Here is a 22,355-nt window from a genome sequence, read left to right as displayed (position 1 = left end):
CAGCTCCCTGTTGGCGTTGTTTTTTATCAAAATAATCAGCTCATGTTACCCAAGGGCGGTTTGCAAATCAGTAAAAATCAGTATTAACGCGCAAAAGCTTCCGCAAAGCCGCGACAGACAGTTTATAATGGCGTCAGCAACATTCCCCTTTCAAATGGACTGTACACATGACCCAAGATGAACTTAAAAAAGCGGTCGGCTGGGCTGCGCTCAAATATGTCGAACCCGACAGCATTGTCGGTGTGGGCACCGGTTCTACCGTTAACCACTTTATCGATGCTCTGGCGACCATGAAAGCTGATATTGAAGGTGCGGTCTCCAGCTCTGAAGCTTCTGCTGCACGTCTGAAAGCGGCTGGTATCCCCGTGTTTGATCTGAATTCTGTCGATTCACTCTCGGTTTATGTCGATGGTGCCGATGAGATCAACGGTCACAACGAAATGATCAAAGGCGGTGGCGCCGCATTGACCCGCGAAAAAATCGTTGCAGCAGTAGCGAAGAAGTTCGTGTGTATTGTCGATGAAAGCAAGCAGGTAGATATTCTAGGTGCGTTCCCATTACCGGTAGAAGTGATCCCTATGGCACGTTCCTATGTGGCGCGTGAACTGGTAAAACTGGGTGGCGATCCGGTATATCGCGAAGGGGTGATCACCGATAACGGTAATGTCATTCTGGATGTGTATAACCTGAAGATCCTTGATCCGAAAACACTGGAAAAGCAGATCAATAATATTGTCGGAGTGGTCACTGTCGGTCTGTTTGCTGCCCGGGGCGCAGACACGGTACTGGTAGGCACACAAAGTGGTGTTGTGACTAAAAACTAACCCACTACACTTTCGCAGCGCATAGCAAAACAGCCACAATTTGTGGCTGTTTTTGTTGCAACACGACACTGATAACGGCGGCTGATTAGCGATAAAACACGGCCAGCCAGACAGTTAACTGTTCAGGCTCAGTCCAGCTAACGCGGTGACGACAATGCGCAGGAATATCCAGACTGTCACCACGGTTGAGAACCACTTCAGTGCCATCTTGATACTGAATGCGTCCAGCCCCTTGCAGCACCAGCACCCATTCATGTTCATCCTGATCGTACCACTGTCCTGTTGGCGTCACTTGCCCCTGTGACAAAATGCGCTCAATCCGTAAATTTGGACGCTGTAATATTGCATCAAACTGTTCGTTCAGCAGTTGCCCAGGGAGCCCGGCAAACAGGTTCACCGCAGCATCTCGGAACTACCAGAGGCCAGATCTGACTTGCTGATATCCATCACCCGATTATCAATCATCGTGATATAGCCGTTATCCGGATCCAGCATTAACTTCACGCTATATTTAAAAGGCCGCGGCTGAGTGTGTTCATCAAATACAACGTCCACATCGCAGTTATATTTGCTGCCTTTAAGCAATTCCTGCTGTAATTTGGCGAAACTTTGCTGGGCCTGAGGAGACAGCTCATATTGATAACGGGCACGTACCTCAGTCGTAAAAATCCAGCTTTTACGGATCGGCAGGATCTCTTTAGAGACCAGCTTCAACGGAAATTCCAGATGTTGTACCCCTTCAGCAGCTCGTACCTGAGCTTTTAATGTGATGTCCTTTAATTTTACGAAATCATCTACCACCAAACGGGCCCGGATCTGACTGGGATCCAGCGCGGCAAAATCCTGTTCATCAAAAGTGGCAAAATGGGTCAGGGTTGAAAAAGGAACGGCGGAACAGCCGGACAATAACAGCACAAACATCACAAGCAAATACTTCATTAACTTTAATCTCCTCGCAACGATCCGTCTTGGGATCGCACGGTCAACTCGCCCCTGAGACAATACACAGGATCTTGCGTGCGTTGTAAAGACGTAAACAAATTATTTACATGTTTTCTGTACTGTGAGGAATTATTGCTGAATTTTGTGGTCTCAGTCCGATTAACACGGTTAAAAAAGCGTCTTTATTGATCCGGATTAAATTTTTACAGCGGTTCCAACTGTTCGACTAACAACTGCAGCGAGATATTGCCCCGAAACTCATTGACATCGAGCTTATAAAGCAAGTGCACATGTTGAATTGTGGCATCAGGCCAGATGTTCAAATCGACATTAAATGCAATTGCATCAGCCATCACCGAACCACACTCAGACTCCAACACCAGCTTGAGGTGTTTTTCGCCCACTAAGCGTTGCTGCAGAATCCGAAAATTACCGTCAAAAGTAGGTTCCGGAAATGCCTGTCCCCAAGGTCCGGCATCGCGCAGTAGCTGGGCAGTATCGAGCGTGAAATACTCAGTTGGTAATTCACCATCCGACCACAATTGCCCTTGCAGATCTTCCGCTGCCAGCAGTTCATGGACGGTAGCATCAAACGCATTGGCAAAATCACTGAACGCATGCTTGGGCAGCGTCATCCCCGCCGCCATCGCGTGACCACCAAATTTGATGATCAAGCCTGGATGACGACTATTGATCAGTTCAAGCAAGTCACGCATATGCAGGCCGTTGATCGATCTCGCCGACCCCTTTATTTCGCTGTCTGAGGCTTCAGCAAACGCGATAACCGGCCGGTGATATCGGTCCTTGATGCGCGAGGCCAGAATGCCGATAACCCCTTGATGCCAATCCGGTTGATAAAGCGCAATCCCCCAGGGCAACTGCTGTTCCGCGAAATCCAGCGTACGTATATATTGCAGTGCTTCTTGTTGCATGCCGGCTTCCAGCTCGCGGCGTTCGGCGTTAAGACCATCCAGTTCAGCAGCCATCCGTCGTGCTTGATACAAGTCGTCACACAATAGCGTTTCTACACCGAGCGCCATGTCATCGAGGCGTCCGGCGGCGTTCAGTCTGGGGCCAACAGCAAAACCAAAATCTGCCGCCACTAATCGTTGTGGCTCGCGCCGAGCCACTTCCAGTAAGGCAGTGATCCCGGGACGACACAGCCCCGCGCGCACGCGTTTTATACCCGCTTCAACCATAATGCGATTATTGGTATCCAGAGCGACCACATCGGCAACAGTCCCCAGAGCGACTAGATCCAACAGTTGTCCAAGATTTGGAATTGCTAGACCGTTTGCGGCGAAATAGTCGCGGCCGCGAAGTTCGGCCCGCAGCGCCGTCATCAGATAGAAGGCCACCCCAACGCCCGCAATCGATTTGGAGGCGAACGTGCAGCCGGGTTGATTAGGGTTAACGATGGCATCGGCATCGGGTAATTGCTGCCCAGGCAGATGATGGTCGGTGATAATCACGGTCATACCGGCTGCTTTTGCCGCGGCTACGCCGTCAATGGATGAAATACCGTTATCCACCGTCACTAGCACTTGTGCGTGCTGACGCGCAGCGACTGCAACGATCTCGGGGCTCAAGCCATAACCATAATCAAAACGATTGGGGATCAGAAAACTGCACCGCTGAGCGCCCATCATACGTAACGCTAATAAACAGACACTGGTAGACGTCGCACCGTCAGCATCGAAATCGCCCACAATCACGACATGTTGCTGTTGTATTATGGCCCCCGCTAACAGCGTTGCCGCCTGCGACAACCCCAGCATGGTTTCGGGGCGTAACATGCGGGTCAGCGTCAACTCACAATCGTCAGCCGCCAGCCCGCGACTGGCGTAAATCTGCTTGAGTAATGGAGGTAAATGGGCGGGTAAATGGCTGTCATCCACCCTCGGACGACGTACAATTTTCTGATTCACTGCGACTTCGCTGTCTTAAAAATGCTGCTGGCACGATAACAAAAAGGCGAGCATTTGGCTCGCCTTTTTGAGGGTATTCGCACGGTTGTTAGTGCATCTCGATACTTTGCAACAACTGCTTTGGCGGCAGGTAACCCGGCACCATAGTACCATCACTGAGGATCATGGATGGGGTGCCATTCACGCCCATCTGCTCGCCCAGTTGATACTGGCTAGCGATATCGGCATCGCATTTGGCAAGCAGCACCTTTTTGCCAACTTCGGCATCATTCATCGCTTGTTTCGGATCTTTAGAACACCATACCGATTCCATCTCATCAGCAACTGCGGAAGGTACGCCCTGACGTGGATAAGCCAGATAGCGGATGGTAATGCCTAAGTCGTTATACTGCTCCATTTGGCTATGCAGCTTACGGCAATAACCACAAGTGACATCAGTAAATACGGTTACCACATGCTTTTCATTCTTGGCTTTGTAAACCAGCATCTTGCTCTCAAACGGCTTCAACATCTCCAACCGTGGGCCAGCCATTGCCGCTTCGGTGAGATCTTCCATGTCGTTGTTCACATCGTAGATATTGCCATGAAACAATTTGCTGCCATCTTCGGTTACGTACAGTACGCCGTGACTGGTAATGGCCTGTAGCAGACCAGGAATGGGTGCCGCTGAAAGTGACTGGATCTTGATCCCCAGCACTTTAGTTAATCGTTGTTTTAATTGCGCGTTCTGATCAGAGGAAGCGGCATGCACTAAGGGCGTAACGGCTAACGCCAAACACAGTGTAAGAGTACGGGTTAACTTCATGGAAATTCCTTGGTTAGGGTCTGCATAACAGCTGATATCAATTCAGACCTGTTCAGAAGTTGAAAGTTACAGCCAAGTGCCTAAGAAAGCAAATCCATTACCCCCGTGGGTGATGCGCAGCATGCAAGGCTTGCAAACGGGCATTGGCTACATGGGTATAAATCTGCGTGGTTGATAGAGAGCTATGCCCTAACAGCAGTTGAACCACCCTTAAATCAGCGCCATGATTGAGTAAATGTGTTGCAAATGCGTGGCGCAGCGTATGAGGAGACAAGGCTTTGCTGATCCCTGCACGCTGTGCATACAATTTAATGCGATACCAGAAGGTTTGACGAGTCATCATGCGCCCCCGACTTGACGGAAACACCACATCACTTTGCCCGTACTCCAGCAGCGCTGGCCGATTTTCACGTAAATAACGCTCCAACTCAGTGATCGCCAGCTCGCCCATTGGTACTAAGCGCTCCTTACCGCCTTTACCGGTGATCCGCACCAGTCCCTGACGTAAACTCATCTGCTCCAGAGTCAGGCCCACCAGTTCACTCACCCGTAATCCGGTGGCATACAGCAACTCCAGCATCGCCTTATCTCGCCCTTCTACGGTATCGGCAGCGTCAGGCTCAGCCAGCAGCGCATCGACATCGGCTTCACTCAGTGTATCCGGTAATTTTCGCGGTAATTTGGGGGAAGCGATCAACGCCAGCGGATCTTCACTGATCAATTGACGCGTCAGCAGAAAGCCATAAAAACGTCTGAGACTACTGAGTAGGCGGGCACTGGAAGTACTGGCGACCCCCTGGTCGAAACGCAAGCCAAGGTAATCTTGAATGGCCTCGCGCCCAACATATGGCAAGGACAGCTGCCGTAGTTGCAGATACTGATCAAAGTGCTGCAGATCGCTGCGATAAGCGCTAAGGGTATTATCACTGAGTCCCTTCACGGACCATAAATCATCCAGAAAAGCTTCAATCAGCGGTTCTGGACGATAGCATTGCGCAAGCGCCATGAATTCATAAATCCTCTATGCAGTAACGGCTTACAGCATAACGCCGCTACCGCACAGATGCCATATCAGGCAGCAATCGGCGCTTTCTTACCGACGAAGAAACAGGCAACCACAACAATCATGGTGGGAACCAGCCATGCCATTCCCTGATCATACAGCGGCATTTTAGAGAGCACCGGCGAGACATTTTCAACGAAATGGACCAATGCGGTAGTCACCGCGCTTTCAGATTTGACATCGAAAGATGCTAATGAGGCCGCGGCGACTTTCAAACCATCAAAAATACCGAAGAACAGCGCGACAGTTAATGCGGCGCGGTGTGCCAGACGAGGATTACGGAACCAATTATGCACAAAGGTTACCAGTACCAGTGCAATCGCCACTGGATACACCATCATCAACACTGGAATACTGATGGAGATTAATTGACTCAGTCCGACGTTAGCCACAACCGCACAGACCACACTCAGCAACACCACCAACATCCGATAGGTCACCCCGGGGATCATCGTGCCGAAAAAATCGGAACAGGCACTGACCAACCCGACCGCAGTGGTCAGGCATGCCAGACTCACTACCGCAGACAGTGCGATAGTACCAGCATAACCAAATTGATGAGTGACGTAGTTCGTCAGGATCTGCCCACCATTCGCAGTACCTTTTGCCAAATCACCCGCGGTAGCCCCCAGAATAAACAGCGAAACGTAGACAAACGCCAATCCTGCGGCGGCAATAAAGGCGGCACGCACCAGATATTTGGTTTGCAATGTGGTGTCATGAATATCTTTTTGTCGAAGCAGATCAATAATTAACACCCCAAACATCAGCGACGCTAAGGTATCCATAGTGTTATAGCCTTCGACAATACCTTTACTCAGCGGATGAGCCAGATAATCACCAGTGGCCTCTGGCATTGGATTACCGATAAAACTGACAACCGACAAAGCCAACGCAATCAGTAGCAGAATGAGGATAGGCGTCAGCACCTTGCCCACACTGTCCATCAATCGCCCCGGGAAAGCGGCCAGCAGCATGACGACGGTGAAAAATCCAGCGGTGAAATAGAGTTGCGCTTTGTTAAGAACCAGCCCGGCAATAGTGATAGTGCTGTCCACATCCGATAGAAATGGCCGTGCGCCAATTTCAAATGCCACCAGACTGGTGCGCGGGGCAGCGAATGCGGGGCCGATAATGATATATATTGCTGAGGCAAATATCGTAGCCGCAGTAGCGGGCAACATATGCATCACCTGCCCTTTCGCCTTCGCAACGGCAATCAGTCCTGCAAGTGGTAAGCCAACTGCCGTGATCAAAAATCCCAGCATGGCGGTGTAACTATGATCCCCCGCCTGATAGCCAGCGAATGGTGGGAAAATCAGGTTACCTGCCCCTAAAAAGAAAGCAAAGGTCATAAAACCTAAGCCCAGGGTATCACCGACGGTCAATTGTTTATCTTGCACAATCTGCCTCTGTACTTATTATATTTTTATTTAACTTTATGATTATAAAGGGTATTACATCAGTTACAGCGAGTATCCATCATGGGTTCAGAAAAATTGTGCAGTATCTGTGCTTGTAGTCATCATCATCTAAAAAGCGACAGCAAATGCCTGATTTCTTCTGTATCTGATGCTGCATTTTTTACCTATAGGTGTTTTCGGCTTCCACTATTACCAAAGCCGACCGATAGGGGCAATAGCAAGCATAGAAAAATCCTCTCAGCAGCTTTACTATTTTTACTCGGTAGTCGCAGCACTTTTCGCTAAAAGCGGCCGATATCTTAGTGAACGCAGGACAAAATTATTCCGCCCACTTACAATGGGGTGCTGCTATTTTTGTGTTTCAGGATATTAATCGTGGGTTTTAGCTTCAAACAATTCCAAGTCGATGACAACGGCTGCGGCATGCCGGTCAGCACGGATGGGGTATTGCTAGGTGCCTGGGCACCATTACAAGCGGCGAGAAATATACTGGATATCGGTGCCGGCAGTGGCTTGTTGAGCCTGATGGCAGCACAGCGCAGTGATGCGGTTATTGATGCGGTAGAACTCGATGCTCAGGCGGCCACTATTTGTCAGGGTAATTTTAGTGCCAGCCGTTGGTGTGATCGCCTGCATCTGTATCAAAGCAGTATTCAACAATTTAACGGTATTGACGGCGGCTACGACCACATTCTGTGTAATCCCCCCTATTTTGAACATGGCCCGAAATCCTCTTCGGTGAGCCGCGCCGCCGCTCGACACACACAGCATCTGAATTTCACCGAACTGGCTCAAGCGATCGCCAGGTTGTTACAACCTGAAGGGGTCGCCAGCCTGATCCTGCCTGTCGCAAGCATCGAATCCCTGAGGCAACAATTACAATCGCAAGGGTTATTGTGCTTACAACAAACGTTAGTGAGTGCTCGTCCCGACAAAAGCCCCAACCGTTGCCTATTGCTCATTGGCTGGCACACAGTCGCCAACCTACCGTTGTCTGGCCCACTATGGATCCGGGAGACAGATGGCCAATATTCTGCAAAGATGCGCCAACTTACCCAGGATTTTTATCTTAAACTCTAATGCTTAAACTTATCTCGCGATGCTATAAAGATCGCTGCTGAGCAGGTATACTGCCGCGCGATAATGACTGAGAGCCCCTGCATGCAATTTGAAGAGTTCGAGTTGGAGCCAGAACTGCTGGCATCCCTGAAAAACATGGGTCATAAAACCCCTACCACAATTCAGCAACTGACTATCCCGGTCGCTATGGAACAGCGGGATCTGTTAGCACATGCGCCTACCGGTACTGGCAAAACCGCCAGTTTCCTGTTGCCAGCGTTGCAACATCTGCTGGACTTCCCTCGGCGCTACCCGGGACAAGCAAGGGTGCTGGTGCTGACCCCAACACGAGAACTGGCAAGTCAGGTACATCGTTATGCCAGCCATTTAGCAACACATGTCGACCTGACCATGGGCATTGTCACCGGTGGTGTTCCTTATGGTCCTCAGGAACAAGCACTGCGTGGCAATATCGACCTGATGGTGGCCACACCTGGGCGTTTGATGGATTACCTCGATAAGGGGCTGTTTAGTGCCACCGAAGTGGAAATTCTGATCATTGACGAAGCCGACCGTATGTTGGATATGGGCTTTGCCCAAGTGGTCAAATCCATCGTGATTGAGGCACAGAAACGTAAACAGACCATGCTGTTTTCTGCCACGCTGGAAGGTAATGGCGTACGCAACTTTGCTAACGAATTGCTAGAAGACCCGGCGGTTATTGAAGCCGAACCACCGCGCAGCGAAAAAGCCAAAATTCATCAGTGGCTTCATCTGGCAGATGATAAAGATCATAAATTTGCGTTGCTGTGTCATATCTTACGGCGCGAAGAGGTTTCCCGGGCGATTGTCTTTGCCAAAACCCGTGAAATCGTTGCCAGCCTTGAAGGCCAGCTGTTGCAGGCGGGCATTCCGGCGGCCTTTATGCGTGGTGATATGGAACAGAAAAAGCGCTTTCAGGCGCTGGGGCGCTTTACCAAGGGTGAAGTCAAAGTGTTGTTGGCGACCGATGTTGCCGCACGCGGCATCGATGTAGAAGGTATCACCCATGTGATCAATTACGATATGCCACGCACCGCCGATATTTATGTGCATCGCATCGGACGTACTGGCCGTGCGGGTAATAAAGGCACCGCTATCTCGTTGGTGGAAGCCCACGATATGCTGATCGTCAGTAAGATCGAGCGCTATACCGAACAGAAGCTGAAACGTCGCGTCATTGATGAGCTGCGTCCTAAGCACAAAGAAGCCAAAATACCCGTTAAGAAGAAGCCGCAGAAGGCCGATAAGAAAAAAGCTAATAAAAACAAAGAAAAAATTAGCAAATGATAATATAACAAGAACGAAAGGAACCTTAAGGTTCCTTTTTTCCAGGATGGCACTTACTTGTCACTATGCTGTTAGTTTTTGACACATTTTTTTTACAAAAACTCATTTATAGGTTGTAGTGACTCTGGTAATTTAGGCCGCAGATCTCGCTGCCGGTATGGACAGAAAAAGCGTATGAATATCTTTTTAAGAAGAGTACTCCCTCCCGTCATTATCGTAGTGGTTGCCGTATTGGTGGTGGGTGTTTTGCTAGCCACTAAGAAAACGCCGCCGCAAAAACCGGAAGAAAAGCCGATACCCGTTGTGGATGTGCAAACAGTGAAGCCACAAACCATGTCACTGTCGCTGGCTTCCTACGGTACCGTTAATCCTAAATATAAAACCCAACTGGTCAGCGAAGTAAAAGGTCGAATTGTCACTATCGCACCGAGTTTTGTCGCGGGCGGCATGGTGAGAGCCGGTGATGAACTAGCGGTAATCGAACCTTTTGATTATCAAGCTGATTTACGTCAAGCAGAAGCGACACTGGCGCAGAATAAAGCGGCGCTGGACGAAGAGATTGCCCGCGGGAAAGTGGCCAAAGTGGATTTTGCAGATTTCAAAGGTGTGCCACCGGATCTGGGGTTGCGCGTACCGCAGCTGAAAGAAGCTCAGGCCAATGTCAAATATGCGCAAGCAGCGGTAGATCGCGCCAAGCGCAATCTGGAACGCACAGTGATCCGTGCTCCATTTGACGGGTTAGTCCGCAGTCGCAATGTAGATTTGGGTCAGTATGTATCCGTAGGTACCGAGCTCGGCGAACTCTATGACACCGCGATTGCTGAAGTTAGGTTGCCGCTGGCCAATAAAGATCTGGCCTATCTGGAATCTATCGATCATCCATTCACAGAGGTGACGCTCAGCACCCAACTCGGCGGTAAAAACATTAACTGGCGCGCCACCATCGTGCGCAGCGAAGGGGTTATTGATCCCGATAACCGCATGGTGTACCTGGTGGCGGAAGTAAAAGATCCTTATTTAAGACAATATCGCGCTCCTGGGCAGTTGCCACTGAAATTCGGAAGTTTCGTCGATGCAGCAATTCAGGGACGTACCGTTGAAGATGTAGTGAAACTGCCCAGCTATCTGGTGCGCAATAATTTGGTAGCCGTCATCGGCCCAGATAACAAGGTGGAAATGCGCAAAGTGACTGTGGTACGCACCGACCTCGATTCCGTCTATATCAAGGATGGTCTCAAGGATGGTGAGCGGGTATCACTGACAACCCTCAATAACATGAGTACCGGACAGCTAGTCAAAGTCGCCGGTGATGAAAACAAAGGTTCGTCCCATCAACCGCAAGATGCTGAAGACGCACAGCGTTTGGCGAAAGCTGGGGAACGCTGATGGAAAAAGAAACTGGAATCATTGCCTGGTTTGCGCGTAATAATGTCGCGGCAAACCTGCTGATGTGGATACTGATCATCAGTGGTCTGGTGTCCGCATTTACAATCAATAAAGAAGTGTTTCCCACTTTTGATCTGAATTACCTGCGAATTTCGGTGGCCTATCCTGGTGCAGCACCTCAGGAAATTGAAGAAGGGATCACCATTAAGATTGAAGAAGCACTGCGGGATGTCCCGGGGATCAAAAAGATCACCTCGGTTGCCGGCGATGGCGTCGGTAACGTCACCATTGAAGTGCAGGACGGCTACGATCCGAAAGACGTACTGGACGAAGCTAAACTGCGCGTAGATGCAATCTCAACCTTTCCTGCCGCCATCGAAAAGCCCAACATTTACCGCATTCGCCCTGAAAACAACGTTATCTGGGTTTCGGTATATGGCGACCTTGATCCGCATGAAATGAAAGAACTCGCGAAAACCATCCGCGATGAAATCACCAACCTGCCAGCAGTAACGCAAGCCAAGGTAACCGGTGTGCGTAACTATGAAATCGGCATTGAAGTTTCTGAAGACAAGATGCGTGAATACGGTCTGACCTTCACTGAAGTCGCCCAAGCCGTGCAGAATTCCTCGCTGGATTTGCCAGGTGGTGCGATTCGTGCGGAAGACGGCGACATTTTGCTACGTACCAAGGGACAAGCCTACACCGCTGACGATTTTGCCAAAATTGTGGTCAAAACTCGCGCCGACGGCAGTCGTATTATGTTACCCATGGTGGCACAAATCAAAGATGGCTTTGAGGAGCGCCTGGATTACACCCGTTTTGACCGCAAGCCAGCGGCCATTATTGAAGTGACCAGTATTGACGAACAGAACGCGATTGCTATCGCCGATCAGGTGAAGGCTTATGTGGCTAAACGCAAGGCAACGCTGCCCGCAGGGGCCCAACTGGATTATTGGGGCGACCTGACCCACTACCTTAAAGGTCGTCTTAGCATGATGTTATCGAACATGCTATACGGTGGTTTGCTGGTGTTTATCATTCTGGCGTTGTTCCTCGATATCAAACTAGCGTTCTGGGTCATGATGGGGTTGCCGGTGTGCTTCCTCGGGTCGCTGGCACTAATGCCGTTGGAACCGTTTAATCTGTCCATCAACATGCTCACGCTATTCGCCTTTATCCTAGTGCTTGGGATTGTGGTGGATGATGCGATCGTTATCGGCGAAAGCGCCCATACCGAAGTGGAAGAGCACGGTTTCTCAGTAGATAACGTGATCCGTGGGGCCAAGAAAGTCGCGATGCCGGCCACCTTTGGCGTGTTAACCACCATTGCGGCCTTTATCCCAATGCTGATGGTGCCCGGGCCGATGGGCATTATCTGGATCTCTATCGGTCTGATCGTGACCTTGTGTCTGAGTTTCTCACTGATTGAATCCAAGTTCATTTTGCCAGCACATTTGGCACATATGAAACAAAGCCACAGCAAACCCGGCTGGATGGGACGATTCCGGCAGGCGTTTAACAGTCGTGTACAGCATTTCATTAATCACAGCTACCGTAACTTTATGGAGCGGATGATCCCACACCGTTACAGCGTGGTCGCGGTGTTTATTGGAATTCTGCTGATCTCTATCGCCATGGTATACACCGGCAAAGTACGCTGGGTTTTCTTTCCGGATATCCCTTCCGACTTTATTCAGGTTCAACTGGAAATGGATGAAGGCAGTTCAGAAGCTAACACGCTGAAAGTGACCCAACAGGTGGAAGACGCGCTGTATGCCATGAACGACAAAATGGAAAAGGAGCTGGGCTATCCGGTGGTGAATCACAGCTTCATCAATATGGACAGTCGTACCTCAGCCTTCATCTTTGCCGAACTCACTAAAGCGGAAGACCGTGCCGTAGATGGCGTCGCGATTGCAGATGCCTGGCGGGCACAGTTGCCGGATCTGGTCGCGGTGAAGAACCTCAATATCAATGCCAGCACCAACGGTAGCAGCGGTGATATCTCGTTCCGACTGATCTCTTCAAATTTGCAGGAATTGTCTGCGGCGGCGGCTGACTTAAAACAAAAGTTGGGGACCTATGAAGGGATCTACGATATTACTGACAATTTCTCTTCCGGTAGCCACGAGATCCGTCTGAAAATCCGCCCAGAAGCGGAAGCCCTAGGCTTAACGTTGTCAGATCTGGCTCGGCAGGTACGTTACGGTTTCTATGGGTATGAAGCACAGCGTATTCTGCGAAATAAGGAAGAAGTGAAAGTAATGGTGCGTTACCCGCAAGACCAGCGACGCACCGTGGGTTATCTGGAAAACATGCTGATCCGCACCGCTAATGGTAACTCGGTACCATTCAGCAGTGTCGCATCTATCGATATTGGCGAGTCCTATAATGCGATTACCCGCGTCAACGGACGTCGCGCAATCACCATCACCGCCAATGCCAATAAGCAAAAAGTGGAGCCAGCGAAGGTTGTCAGTGAAATCCAGGAAAAATTCCTGCCTGAGTTGCAGAAGAAATATCCTGACATTTCCACCACCCTCGATGGTGCCAGTCAGGATGAACAGGATGCGGTTGTCGGTTTAGTAAAAGGCTTTATCTTTGCCATCTTTACCATCTATGCCTTAATGGCAGTTCCGCTGCGGTCCTATAGTCAACCGCTCATCATTATGTCAGTGATCCCGTTTGGTATGATTGGTGCGCTGTTCGGGCACTTAATCCTGGGGTTATCAATGAGCGTGCTAAGTTTGTGCGGTATTGTGGCGTTAGCGGGGGTAGTGGTGAACGACTCATTGATCCTGGTGGACTTTGTCAACCGCGCCCGGGAAGAGGGACATTCCACCCTCAAAGCGGCCATCAACTCCGGTTGTGAGCGTTTCCGGGCAATCATCCTGACCTCGCTGACCACCTTTGTTGGCTTAGTACCAATTATTATGGAAAAGAGCCTGCAGGCTAAAATCGTGATACCCATGGCGGTGTCACTGGCATTCGGTATTCTGTTCTCCACCGTAGTGACGCTCATTCTGGTGCCGATGCTCTATATTATTCTTGAGGACTTTAAACGAATCTTCCGTCGCTTCTTTGTATGGTGGTGGAAACCCCAGGATAAAACTCAGCAGCAGACGACTGAACAAAAATCCTGAGTAAAATGCCAGTCCTTGTGACTGGCATTTTTTTCGTCGTTATCTGGAGAGACACCATGCCTGCACATGAGAAACTTAACTATCTTGAATTTCCCGCTGTCGCACCTGATGCTACCAAAGCATTTTTTGCTGCCGTTTTCGGCTGGCGTTTTGTTGACTATGGGCCGGATTACACTGCATTTGAAGGCGCGGGCATGGATGGTGGGTTTTATCGCGCGCCCCTGGCATCAACCACCGATAAAGGTGCGGTACTGCCGGTTTTCTACAGTAGCGATATTCTCGCGACTCAGGCCAAAATTGAAGCGTCTGGCGGCAAAGTGATTAAGCCGCTGTTCTCGTTTCCTGGCGGTTATCGGTTTCATTTTCTGGAACCCAGCGGTAACGAATTTGCGGTGTGGTCAGAAACAGCTGACTAACAGCACTAAGCAATTTTCTGATCTGCATGACATTACCTGCGGCGTCACTGGGCTAAACTGCCAACATTGCTTTTTATGATGTAACGTTATGACCAATCAGACCAGTGCTGCCACCCTCGTGTATGACATTCACGACAGCCGCTACCTGAACATTACAGGACGCTGCACGTTGCGCTGTCGTTTCTGCCCCAAAAATAATGGCAGTAAGCAAGTTCACCAGTATCAACTGGCACTCGATCATCAACCAACCGCTGACGAAATTATCCCGTTACTTGGTGATGTCCATCAGTATGCAGAGTACGTTTTTTGCGGCTACGGTGAACCCACCCTCAATCTGGCAACATTGCTGACTGTAGCAACTGAGATCAAACAGCGTGGCGGCAGAGTACGCGTCAATACCGATGGTCTGGGCAATCTGTTTCATCGCCGTAATATTCTGCCGGAACTCAGTCAGTGTGTGGATGCCTTATCCGTGTCACTTAATGCACAAAATGAACAACTTTACTTGCAACATTGTATGCCTAAACTAAAAGGCAGCTGGCAGGCAGTAAATGACTTTATTCGCTTGGCCCCACAGTACATTGCCGACGTACAGGTGTCGGCAATTGATGGCTTGGAAGGCGTGGATATCGCCGCCTGCCGAGCGATTGTCGATGCTGCTGGTTGTGGTTTTAAACACCGGCACCTGGGTCTGGTGGGCTGATACGCTAAGCAGGACTGGCTGTTAACTTTTTTCGTGTTAACATACCCTTCAATTACAGTCGCAGTCCAAGTAGTTTGATGTTGAAAAAAAGCCCCGCTTCTACGGACACACGGTTACTGTTCCATCTCCGAGGAGTCCACTGGTCCCGCCAACGGTTACTGGCAATAGCCAGCCAGCTGAGCATGCTGGTCATCACCGTATTTCTGATCACCAATGTGTTGATCACATTAGGCGAACGTCAGGTGCAGAAAGAATGGGCAGTGCAGCGATACAGCGAGCTACAGACGATTGGCACATTGCTGGCCGATAAAATCTCATTTCAGCAATTTCGTACACAGATGTTTTCCCGTGCTGAACCACTTAAGCACTTTCTCAATAGCCCCGGCCATCAGGAAGAACAGCATCTGCTTCAAAGCTGGCAAAGCCTGAAAAGCAATATCCCAGAACTGATGGATATTGCCTTGTATGACGCTAACGGTAAATTCCGTCTGGCCAGCAGTGGTAATTTCAGTAACACACCGCTCTCAAAAGCCTTGCTCGATAGCACGCAGAGTATGGGCGGGGATGATATCTATACCTCTAATGTAGAGTTTGCGCCGGTAGATGACCGACTTGAACCCTATGTCATGCAGATGGCGTGGTTGGAAAATGCAGATCAGAGCGTTCGGGGTTACCTGGTCACCTACAACTCGCTGAGTCAGATGTTGCAATCGATCAAACCCGCGTTTTCCAGTAACGATTCACCCATGTTGTTGCTCGACAATCAGGGACAACTCTATGCAGGCGCCTCCAATCTGGACCCCTTACCGGGTATCCCGGATACCCTTGGTAGTAGCCTGCGGCAAAGTTATCCATTGTTGTGGCGTGATCTAGCAAACAATAATTTTGGCGAGTTTCATGGGGCTTTGGCATCGTTTGTCTATTTGAAAATTTCATTAGCCTCCGCCAGCCAACATGACGCCGACTACCTGCTACTGTCGTATATTCGCAATGAAGACATCAGTGAACGTTTTGCACAATGGCGTAATATTCTGCTCGTCACCTCGGTGATAGTGACGCTACTGGCGGCGCTGACCATCTTACTTATCCATCTGTTCCGATTGGAACAACGAGCTCGGTTGGGCAGCATTCGCCTCGCCGATGGACTGTTCCGTGCCGATTACGGCTGTTTGCTGATCAATGACTCGGGCCGCATAGTGTGTGCCAACGACACTGCTGCCACCATTTTGAAACAGCGCCAGCAAGATATTGAGAATCGGAGTCTGCAAAAATTATTGGAGCAGGAGCAACAATGGTATGACGATGTGCGGCATCAGTTGCAACAAAACAAGGTATGGCAAGGCGAAGTGCAATTGCAGGCGCTGGATAACATGGTGTTGCATTTCAATATCCGCATTATCGGTCAAGGCAGCGATGGCTATGCGCTCATCTCCTTTGAGGATATCAGTGAGCTCAAACAGGTGCGGCAGGACGCTTTTCTCAATCAACTGCTGAGTGACTCAGCGGTAGCCACTGCGCTGCTGACCCCTAAAGGCAATTTAGTTCGGGTCAATGAAGCTTTTGACCAGATGCTGCAACTGGATGGTAATCTCGAACATACACTCACAGAATTGCTGCAGAACGACTTGGATAAGCAATGGCCGCGCATTATGCAGTCAGTTGCCACACATGGTTTATGGCAAGGGCAGATCCTTTGCCAAGATAAACGACCCGGGTGTTTACAGGCAACCCTCAAGAGTTACCAGGACAGTGATGGCGAACTGAGTTATCTGATCTGTACGCTGGAGCGCGCGAGCAACATCCGTGAACTTCCCGGGCCTAAAATCCCTCATCGCATCAAAGTGATGCCTGAGCCGGATGATTTGGACAACTTTTTTAACGCCATGTCGCCACAGGAACAGCAACATAGCTGTCTGATGGTGCTGGATATCAGTCCGGAAGCGTTATTGAGTCATATGAGCGAAATTGAATCGCTGGAAACTCGCCAGCAACAGGTGGAAACGCAAGTACTGGCGGACTTACCGCGGGGTTACCAGATAGCCAACCTACAACTCGGTAAAATTGCGGTGTTATTACCCAATACGGATGCCACTGCCAGTCACCATTTTGCGGCTCAAGTACTGGAAAACCTTGGACAACATGGTCTTGCGAATGGCGTTTGTATTGGCATCGCCGCTTATGTGGCAGGACAATCGCTACAGCAGTTTCTCAAAAATGCTGAAGTGGCGCTCAAGCGCGCCAAACAAAGCGGCGAACGCAATATCTGTCAGGCGTTTACCCGCCAGGCATAAACGCAAACGGGGACGAAACCAGCCGGCTAACTCAGCTCTCGTGGCGTTGTGCTGTCATCCAGCCGGGTGGTTGCCGCTGGCAGCGTCGCTTCGTCCACTAGCTCATCAATTATCGGCAAAGTATCGGGGATCTCGCTCATACTCAAATCGACAATCTGCGACCAATTCATCGTGATTTTAAAACGCGCGTATTGTGGCGGCTGCTTTTCCTTACGGCACACCACGACCAGATTTATCTGATAACGCCGCTCGACCGCTTCAGACGAAATCGTGCCGTCCTGCTCGGAATAAATCTTATCTTTACCGCGTTCCAGATAGCGGGCAAACGGCACCAGACTGAACACCACCTGCTCTTGTATGGTGTTATAACCCGAGAGGAAATCCGTATCTTCCACTTTGGTGCTGATACCATAATGCAGAATTTCTGCTTCGACTTTATTCTGGCTGTGACGTTGCCGCAAAATCTCTTGTACCGCCTCAGGGAGATCTTTCTGGCGCATAAATTCGAGCCAGACCAGCTGACGTGCAATCAAGTTCTGCGTGGTGGTGTCACGCAAGATTCGGCTCCAGCGTGGGCGACCGCGCTGCACATAACGCCACATGGCATTACGAACATCATCCTTGAAAATTTCACGGGCGCCGTAGATTAAGGCCAATACCAGTACCATCACCATGGTCACACCGTTAAATACGCCTTGAGCCTTAATAATTAACGATGACACCACCAACATCACCAAGGCAGTTGCCACCCCCGTTGTCAGCTTCTTCAAGCCAACACCTAAGGGTTTTAACTCCTCTTTAAGCACAACCCCCTGCTGGATTAAGCGTCTGAGCAACAGCATCTTGTTAGCGATGCGGTTAGGCTCTTTCATGGTTTGTGACGAGTTGTATTTGTGGTTTTCGCGGTGATGTTGCTCCATGTGACACAAAGACAATACCTTGTCACGGATGTGCTGATACTGCTCATCTTGGGCAGCATCAGCCAACAGCTTCAGCAATTGCTGCTGGCAAAACCATGACAGATAATTATCCGCATTTTCAAAGTAATGCTTCCATTTCGTATCCGCCGGAGCATTGCGTCGGAAACGCCGCAGTAAGGTGGCACAATGGACCGTCAGTTCGTTGAGATCCCGATAAAACTGCTGCACATCCTGTTGGCGAGAAAGCTCTTTAGCATCGTTTTCCATCGCCACCACAAATTGGTAGGCGAACAGATTCATATACAAGCGATATTCTTCCAGCGTGCGCTTTTTCTGACTGATGAAGCGAGATTGCACCAGCGGCAGATGCAGCCCTTCTGAATAATAGGAGCGTCGTCCTAACACAGCACTGAAGTAATATTCCTCTTCATTCAGACTCTGCGGGCCAATACCCATCTCTTTGGGCAATGAAAAGTACAGATCAAGCTTACGCCGTTCACCGACCCCTAACAGATGGCTGAATTTGATCGAAAGTTGTTCTTCCTGCTTGATGCGTAATTTGGACACGCTGGATTATTTCCCCACAAAATGCTTAGGAATCATTATGCTAGTTTAACAAGACTGGAAGAGAATAGCGGGTTTAGCGCGCGATAGGAAGGATCATTGTTGCAGGCGACAAGCGTAAACCCCATTACCGGGCTGAACTCTGATGGCGGCAAAATGCTGCTTATCGTCTGCATCCAGCACTTCTAAGGTCATCTTGTGGACTGCGTGCTTTTTAAGATTAACATCGGTGATATATGACAGGAATCGCATGTGCTCCGGAGTCGGTCCGTCACCCTGCTGTTCTTGTTTGTCATTGACCGCAATCTGGTAGTTCACCCCGGCGGCACCTCTGGTAATCTGTCCGCGCAGCAGGACACTGCCAGCAGGTGAACCATTGGTGTTGAAGTAGCGATAGTTGATCAGCGCATCGTGCCCAGTTGCCTGTAAATCTAACAACAGAAAATATTTGCTCTGTTGTTGCTCATCATGGTCATAAAGTTCAGAACTGCAATTGAGCAGCAATTGCCGCGCTTTATGTTGGCCACTATAAAAGCCGTTAGCGACAGCAACCAATGCTATTAACGCCAGCAGCAGCCAAGGCCAGGCTTTAGTCACAGAGATGAACCTCTTCAAGCCACTGTTGATTGATAAATCCCATCTGCCGGCCACTATCTCCGGCTTTGATGTTGCGTAATATCAACCGACCATTACGTTCCCCTTTGAGGGTAATGTTCAATATCTTCTTTTCCAGCGATATTGACAGGTAAACCTGTTCCCATGACGATTTATGGCACTGCATCAGCGCTGCGGAAACCGTATCTGCAGCCGACTGCAACAGGTGGTTATTCACTCTGGAATCGGCAAACTGCAACAGCATAATCGATTGTCCGGACGTCAGGGTTACAGTCTGCTGAGCCAACGGCAAGACCGCATCGCTCACCGGAAACTTCTTGATGAAATAGACACTAATACTGAGCATCAGCAACAGCAACACAACCACCATCACCAAACGTGGTGCCGGATTGATTTGCTCGCGCAGCATATATTTGTTCGGCTGCGACTGTGACAGTGAATTAAGCATAAATTTCTGATTCGTTTCCATTAGCAACACAATGTTCTGGCAAAGGCACCCGATAAAGGTTTTTGCCATTGGCGATCAGTATAGGCAGTGATAACTACTGGTACTGTGATCGTCGTAACCTCAAATGATGGATTTTAGTGATCAATTTGCGAAATAGTGATCCACGCCAAAGCTTGGAAATTTATGTTGACTGGCACTAGCTTTAGCAGAAGTTGTGAGCCTCGAGACGCGCTGAATTTATTGATTTAGCGCTGATAATAAGTGGCATTGATGATCGCTATGTGCAAATAACAGCAGCATGGCGTCCTGCAACTCAGTGCCGGAATGCAGCCATAACGCAGAAGTCTGCGGCCACCATAATGGCAATTGCACCGGCAACTGATGCCAAAGCATCGTGACTGCCAGCAAAGTGACCAAAATGATAGTGCAGTAATGATTCCAAGAAATGGGTAACCCACCAAACCAGCTAGCACGAAGCTGAGTCTTGACATGTTGATGCAAAATAAATCCTTCACTCGCGACCTTTTGCAGCAACACCCCACGGACATCATCCAGCTTTTGTTGCAAGCGTTGGATACTGCGATCCAGCAGCTGCTCATTAGGATGCCCCAGTATTTGCAACAACTGAAACCTGGACACGACTTTATCCCGTTGCTGGATCAGTTCAGCCAAAATACGCCGTTCAGCAACACTCAGCCGTTTATGAACATCCCCCACTAATGCCTGCAGTTCACCTAATTGTGCCGAATACCAATAATTACCGAGTTGCATAAATCACCTGCCAATATCATTGCAGTGATTATAAAGAGCAACGGCGCCGAAACTGAGAGATCCAGCACGGCGCCGCAGACTTTGACTGAGAAGCGTGATCCTCTTCTCAGGCTTTCGAGCAGTATGAAATACTGTCGAAATATTTTTCAAACAATTAGTTAACTAAAACAAACCACTGTTGAGCAGGCGATGCACCACGATACTGGCGATATAGCCTAAAGCAATGGCTGGGGTCCAACGCAGATGCGAACCAAAGGTATAAATACCGCGCGCTTGTCCCATCAAGGCCACGCCAGCAGCACTACCGATAGATAACAAACTACCACCAACACCGGCGGTCATGGTGACCAGCAACCATTGGCCGACTGACATATCCGGGTTCATGGTCAATACCGCAAACATCACAGGAATGTTATCTACCACTGAAGACAGCACACCAATAGCAACGTTGGCATAAGTTGGGTTCCAGTGGCCATACAGAGTCTCAGAAACGCTTGCCAGATAACCGATAAAGCCCAGACCGCCCACACACATGATCACACCATAGAAGAACAGCAAAGTGTCCCACTCGGCGCGAGCAATACGGGAAAACACATCAAATGGCACCAGTTCACCGACATTTGCCAGACGCTTGGTATCATGTTCAGCTTCCGCTTCTTTACGAATGCGTGCGACAGCCTTATCGAAGTTACGACGCAGATAGAAGCCAAAGCACTGTAACAGCCCCAGACCTGTCATCATACCGAGAACTGGTGGCATCCCCATGAAGGAGTGAGCACACACCGCCAAGAAGATAGTAAACAGGAACAACAGCACTATGCGGCGAGCACCGGGTTTCATGTGTACTTTTTCAACCACTACATCGCTGGTATGGTTAGAAATAAAGAAGCTCATGATCGCTGCAGGTACAACGAAGTTAACCAACGCCGGAATAAACAGATCGAAGAACTGAGAAAACTGTACAACCCCTTTCTGCCAAACCATCAGCGTGGTGATATCACCGAATGGACTAAATGCACCGCCGGCGTTAGCACCAACGACAATGTTGATACAGGCGACGGTGATAAAGCGCTTATCATCACCCGCCATTTTCATTACCACAGCACACATCAGCAATGCAGTGGTCAGGTTGTCAGCAATAGGTGAAATGAAGAATGCCAGGAATCCAGTGATCCAGAACACCTGTCTTAGCGTAAAACCTTTGCTCACCATCCAGGCGCGCAAACCATCGAACAATCGCCGTTCTTCCATAGCGTTGATATAGGTCATCGCCGCCAATAAGAACAGGAATAGCTCGGCATATTCCATCAAATCATCTCTGAACGCGGTTTCTGCAATATCAGGCATACCGTGTTGAGTATAGATAAAACCGATCACACCCCAGATCAAACCCGCCGCCACAATCACTGGCTTGGATTTTCTGATGTGTAATTTTTCCTCCATCATGACCATCAGATAAGCGAGGACAAACATCGCGATCGCGAAATAGCCTACGCCGGAGTGGGTCAGTGATAACTGTGCCTCAGCTTCAGTACCTGCCAAAACGGCGGGAGAAACCATGGCCAGCAAGCACGCCAGAACGACTGCAGGTCCTCGGTACATATGCTTCAACTTCATTTTTATCTCTCATTATGGGATAGGATTTATTATTAGAAACTACCATCGTCCCGGATCGGCACAGCTCATTAGACTGCAACTTCTGGTGACTCGGCATAGCAGAT

19 protein-coding genes are annotated in these 22,355 nt (G+C 49.5%); 8 read left to right on the top strand and 11 right to left on the bottom strand.

What is annotated here, in order from left to right; genetic code table 11:
- The first annotated feature begins 167 nt into the window (after positions 1-167).
- Complete coding sequence (gene rpiA, locus PY479_RS06955) at positions 168-824, top strand: ribose-5-phosphate isomerase RpiA (protein ID WP_212594229.1); 657 nt, start codon at positions 168-170, stop codon at positions 822-824.
- A gap of 85 nt (positions 825-909) precedes the next feature.
- Here rpiA and PY479_RS06950 read toward each other — a convergent pair whose 3' ends face one another.
- The 6 genes from PY479_RS06950 to brnQ all read right to left on the bottom strand — a co-directional run bounded on the left by PY479_RS06950 (position 910) and on the right by brnQ (position 6,965).
- Positions 910-1,221: a cupin domain-containing protein gene (locus PY479_RS06950; RefSeq protein ID WP_212594230.1), complete on the bottom strand. Its 312-nt coding sequence runs from the start codon at positions 1,219-1,221 to the stop codon at positions 910-912.
- Complete coding sequence (locus tag PY479_RS06945) at positions 1,218-1,763, bottom strand: hypothetical protein (RefSeq protein ID WP_212594231.1); 546 nt, start codon at positions 1,761-1,763, stop codon at positions 1,218-1,220. Before PY479_RS06945 ends, PY479_RS06950 begins: the two co-directional genes overlap by 4 nt.
- 206 nt (positions 1,764-1,969) lie before the next feature.
- Positions 1,970-3,694: a single-stranded-DNA-specific exonuclease RecJ gene (gene recJ, locus PY479_RS06940; protein ID WP_275483309.1), complete on the bottom strand. Its 1,725-nt coding sequence runs from the start codon at positions 3,692-3,694 to the stop codon at positions 1,970-1,972.
- Between the two features lie 88 nt (positions 3,695-3,782).
- Complete coding sequence (dsbC, locus tag PY479_RS06935) at positions 3,783-4,499, bottom strand: bifunctional protein-disulfide isomerase/oxidoreductase DsbC (RefSeq protein ID WP_212594233.1); 717 nt, start codon at positions 4,497-4,499, stop codon at positions 3,783-3,785.
- Between the two features lie 97 nt (positions 4,500-4,596).
- Positions 4,597-5,505, bottom strand: a complete 909-nt coding sequence (gene xerD / locus PY479_RS06930) for a site-specific tyrosine recombinase XerD (RefSeq protein ID WP_275483308.1) — start codon at positions 5,503-5,505, stop codon at positions 4,597-4,599.
- Positions 5,506-5,570: 65 nt separating this feature from the next.
- Positions 5,571-6,965, bottom strand: coding sequence for a branched-chain amino acid transport system II carrier protein (brnQ, locus tag PY479_RS06925; protein WP_275483307.1), 1,395 nt, complete (start codon positions 6,963-6,965; stop codon positions 5,571-5,573).
- A gap of 396 nt (positions 6,966-7,361) precedes the next feature.
- On the opposite strand from brnQ, the gene PY479_RS06920 reads away from it, so the two are divergent.
- From PY479_RS06920 to PY479_RS06890, 7 genes are all read left to right on the top strand, one after another.
- Positions 7,362-8,066 (top strand): methyltransferase, encoded by a 705-nt coding sequence (locus PY479_RS06920; protein ID WP_275483306.1) that lies wholly within the window; start codon positions 7,362-7,364, stop codon positions 8,064-8,066.
- Positions 8,067-8,147: 81 nt separating this feature from the next.
- The gene (gene srmB / locus PY479_RS06915) at positions 8,148-9,374 is read left to right on the top strand and encodes an ATP-dependent RNA helicase SrmB (protein WP_212594237.1); all 1,227 of its coding nucleotides are present in this window, start codon (positions 8,148-8,150) and stop codon (positions 9,372-9,374) included.
- A gap of 174 nt (positions 9,375-9,548) precedes the next feature.
- A complete protein-coding gene (locus PY479_RS06910; RefSeq protein ID WP_275483305.1) occupies positions 9,549-10,760 on the top strand; it encodes an efflux RND transporter periplasmic adaptor subunit in 1,212 nt (403 codons plus the stop codon).
- Positions 10,760-13,906: an efflux RND transporter permease subunit gene (locus PY479_RS06905; protein ID WP_212594239.1), complete on the top strand. Its 3,147-nt coding sequence runs from the start codon at positions 10,760-10,762 to the stop codon at positions 13,904-13,906. Before PY479_RS06910 ends, PY479_RS06905 begins: the two co-directional genes overlap by 1 nt.
- A gap of 56 nt (positions 13,907-13,962) precedes the next feature.
- Positions 13,963-14,322: a VOC family protein gene (locus PY479_RS06900; RefSeq protein ID WP_212594240.1), complete on the top strand. Its 360-nt coding sequence runs from the start codon at positions 13,963-13,965 to the stop codon at positions 14,320-14,322.
- Between the two features lie 88 nt (positions 14,323-14,410).
- Positions 14,411-15,025 carry a TatD family nuclease-associated radical SAM protein gene (locus tag PY479_RS06895; protein ID WP_275483304.1) on the top strand — a complete coding sequence of 205 codons (615 nt, stop codon included), beginning with the start codon at positions 14,411-14,413 and terminating at the stop codon, positions 15,023-15,025.
- Positions 15,026-15,102: 77 nt separating this feature from the next.
- Positions 15,103-17,316 carry a PAS domain-containing protein gene (locus tag PY479_RS06890; protein ID WP_275483303.1) on the top strand — a complete coding sequence of 738 codons (2,214 nt, stop codon included), beginning with the start codon at positions 15,103-15,105 and terminating at the stop codon, positions 17,314-17,316.
- 26 nt (positions 17,317-17,342) lie between these two features.
- Here the strand turns inward: PY479_RS06890 and PY479_RS06885 are convergent, their stop codons facing one another.
- From PY479_RS06885 to nhaD, 5 genes are all read right to left on the bottom strand, one after another.
- A complete protein-coding gene (locus PY479_RS06885; protein WP_275483302.1) occupies positions 17,343-18,803 on the bottom strand; it encodes a hypothetical protein in 1,461 nt (486 codons plus the stop codon).
- Between the two features lie 93 nt (positions 18,804-18,896).
- Entirely contained in the window at positions 18,897-19,397 is a 501-nt protein-coding gene (locus PY479_RS06880; RefSeq protein WP_212594242.1) for a hypothetical protein, read from the bottom strand.
- Positions 19,390-19,863 (bottom strand): hypothetical protein, encoded by a 474-nt coding sequence (locus tag PY479_RS06875; protein WP_212594243.1) that lies wholly within the window; start codon positions 19,861-19,863, stop codon positions 19,390-19,392. The genes PY479_RS06880 and PY479_RS06875 overlap by 8 nt, the downstream gene beginning before the upstream one ends.
- A gap of 237 nt (positions 19,864-20,100) precedes the next feature.
- Positions 20,101-20,634, bottom strand: a complete 534-nt coding sequence (locus tag PY479_RS06870; protein ID WP_275483301.1) for a winged helix-turn-helix domain-containing protein — start codon at positions 20,632-20,634, stop codon at positions 20,101-20,103.
- A gap of 162 nt (positions 20,635-20,796) precedes the next feature.
- The gene (gene nhaD, locus PY479_RS06865; RefSeq protein ID WP_212594245.1) at positions 20,797-22,251 is read right to left on the bottom strand and encodes a sodium:proton antiporter NhaD; all 1,455 of its coding nucleotides are present in this window, start codon (positions 22,249-22,251) and stop codon (positions 20,797-20,799) included.
- Positions 22,252-22,355 lie beyond the last annotated feature (104 nt).

Origin of the sequence: Shewanella sp. A32, from assembly GCF_029167175.1 — a bacterium.
GTDB lineage: Bacteria > Pseudomonadota > Gammaproteobacteria > Enterobacterales > Shewanellaceae > Shewanella > Shewanella yunxiaonensis.
The sequence above is the reverse complement of the archived record's forward strand: the minus strand, read 5'-3'. Positions and strand labels throughout refer to the sequence as shown.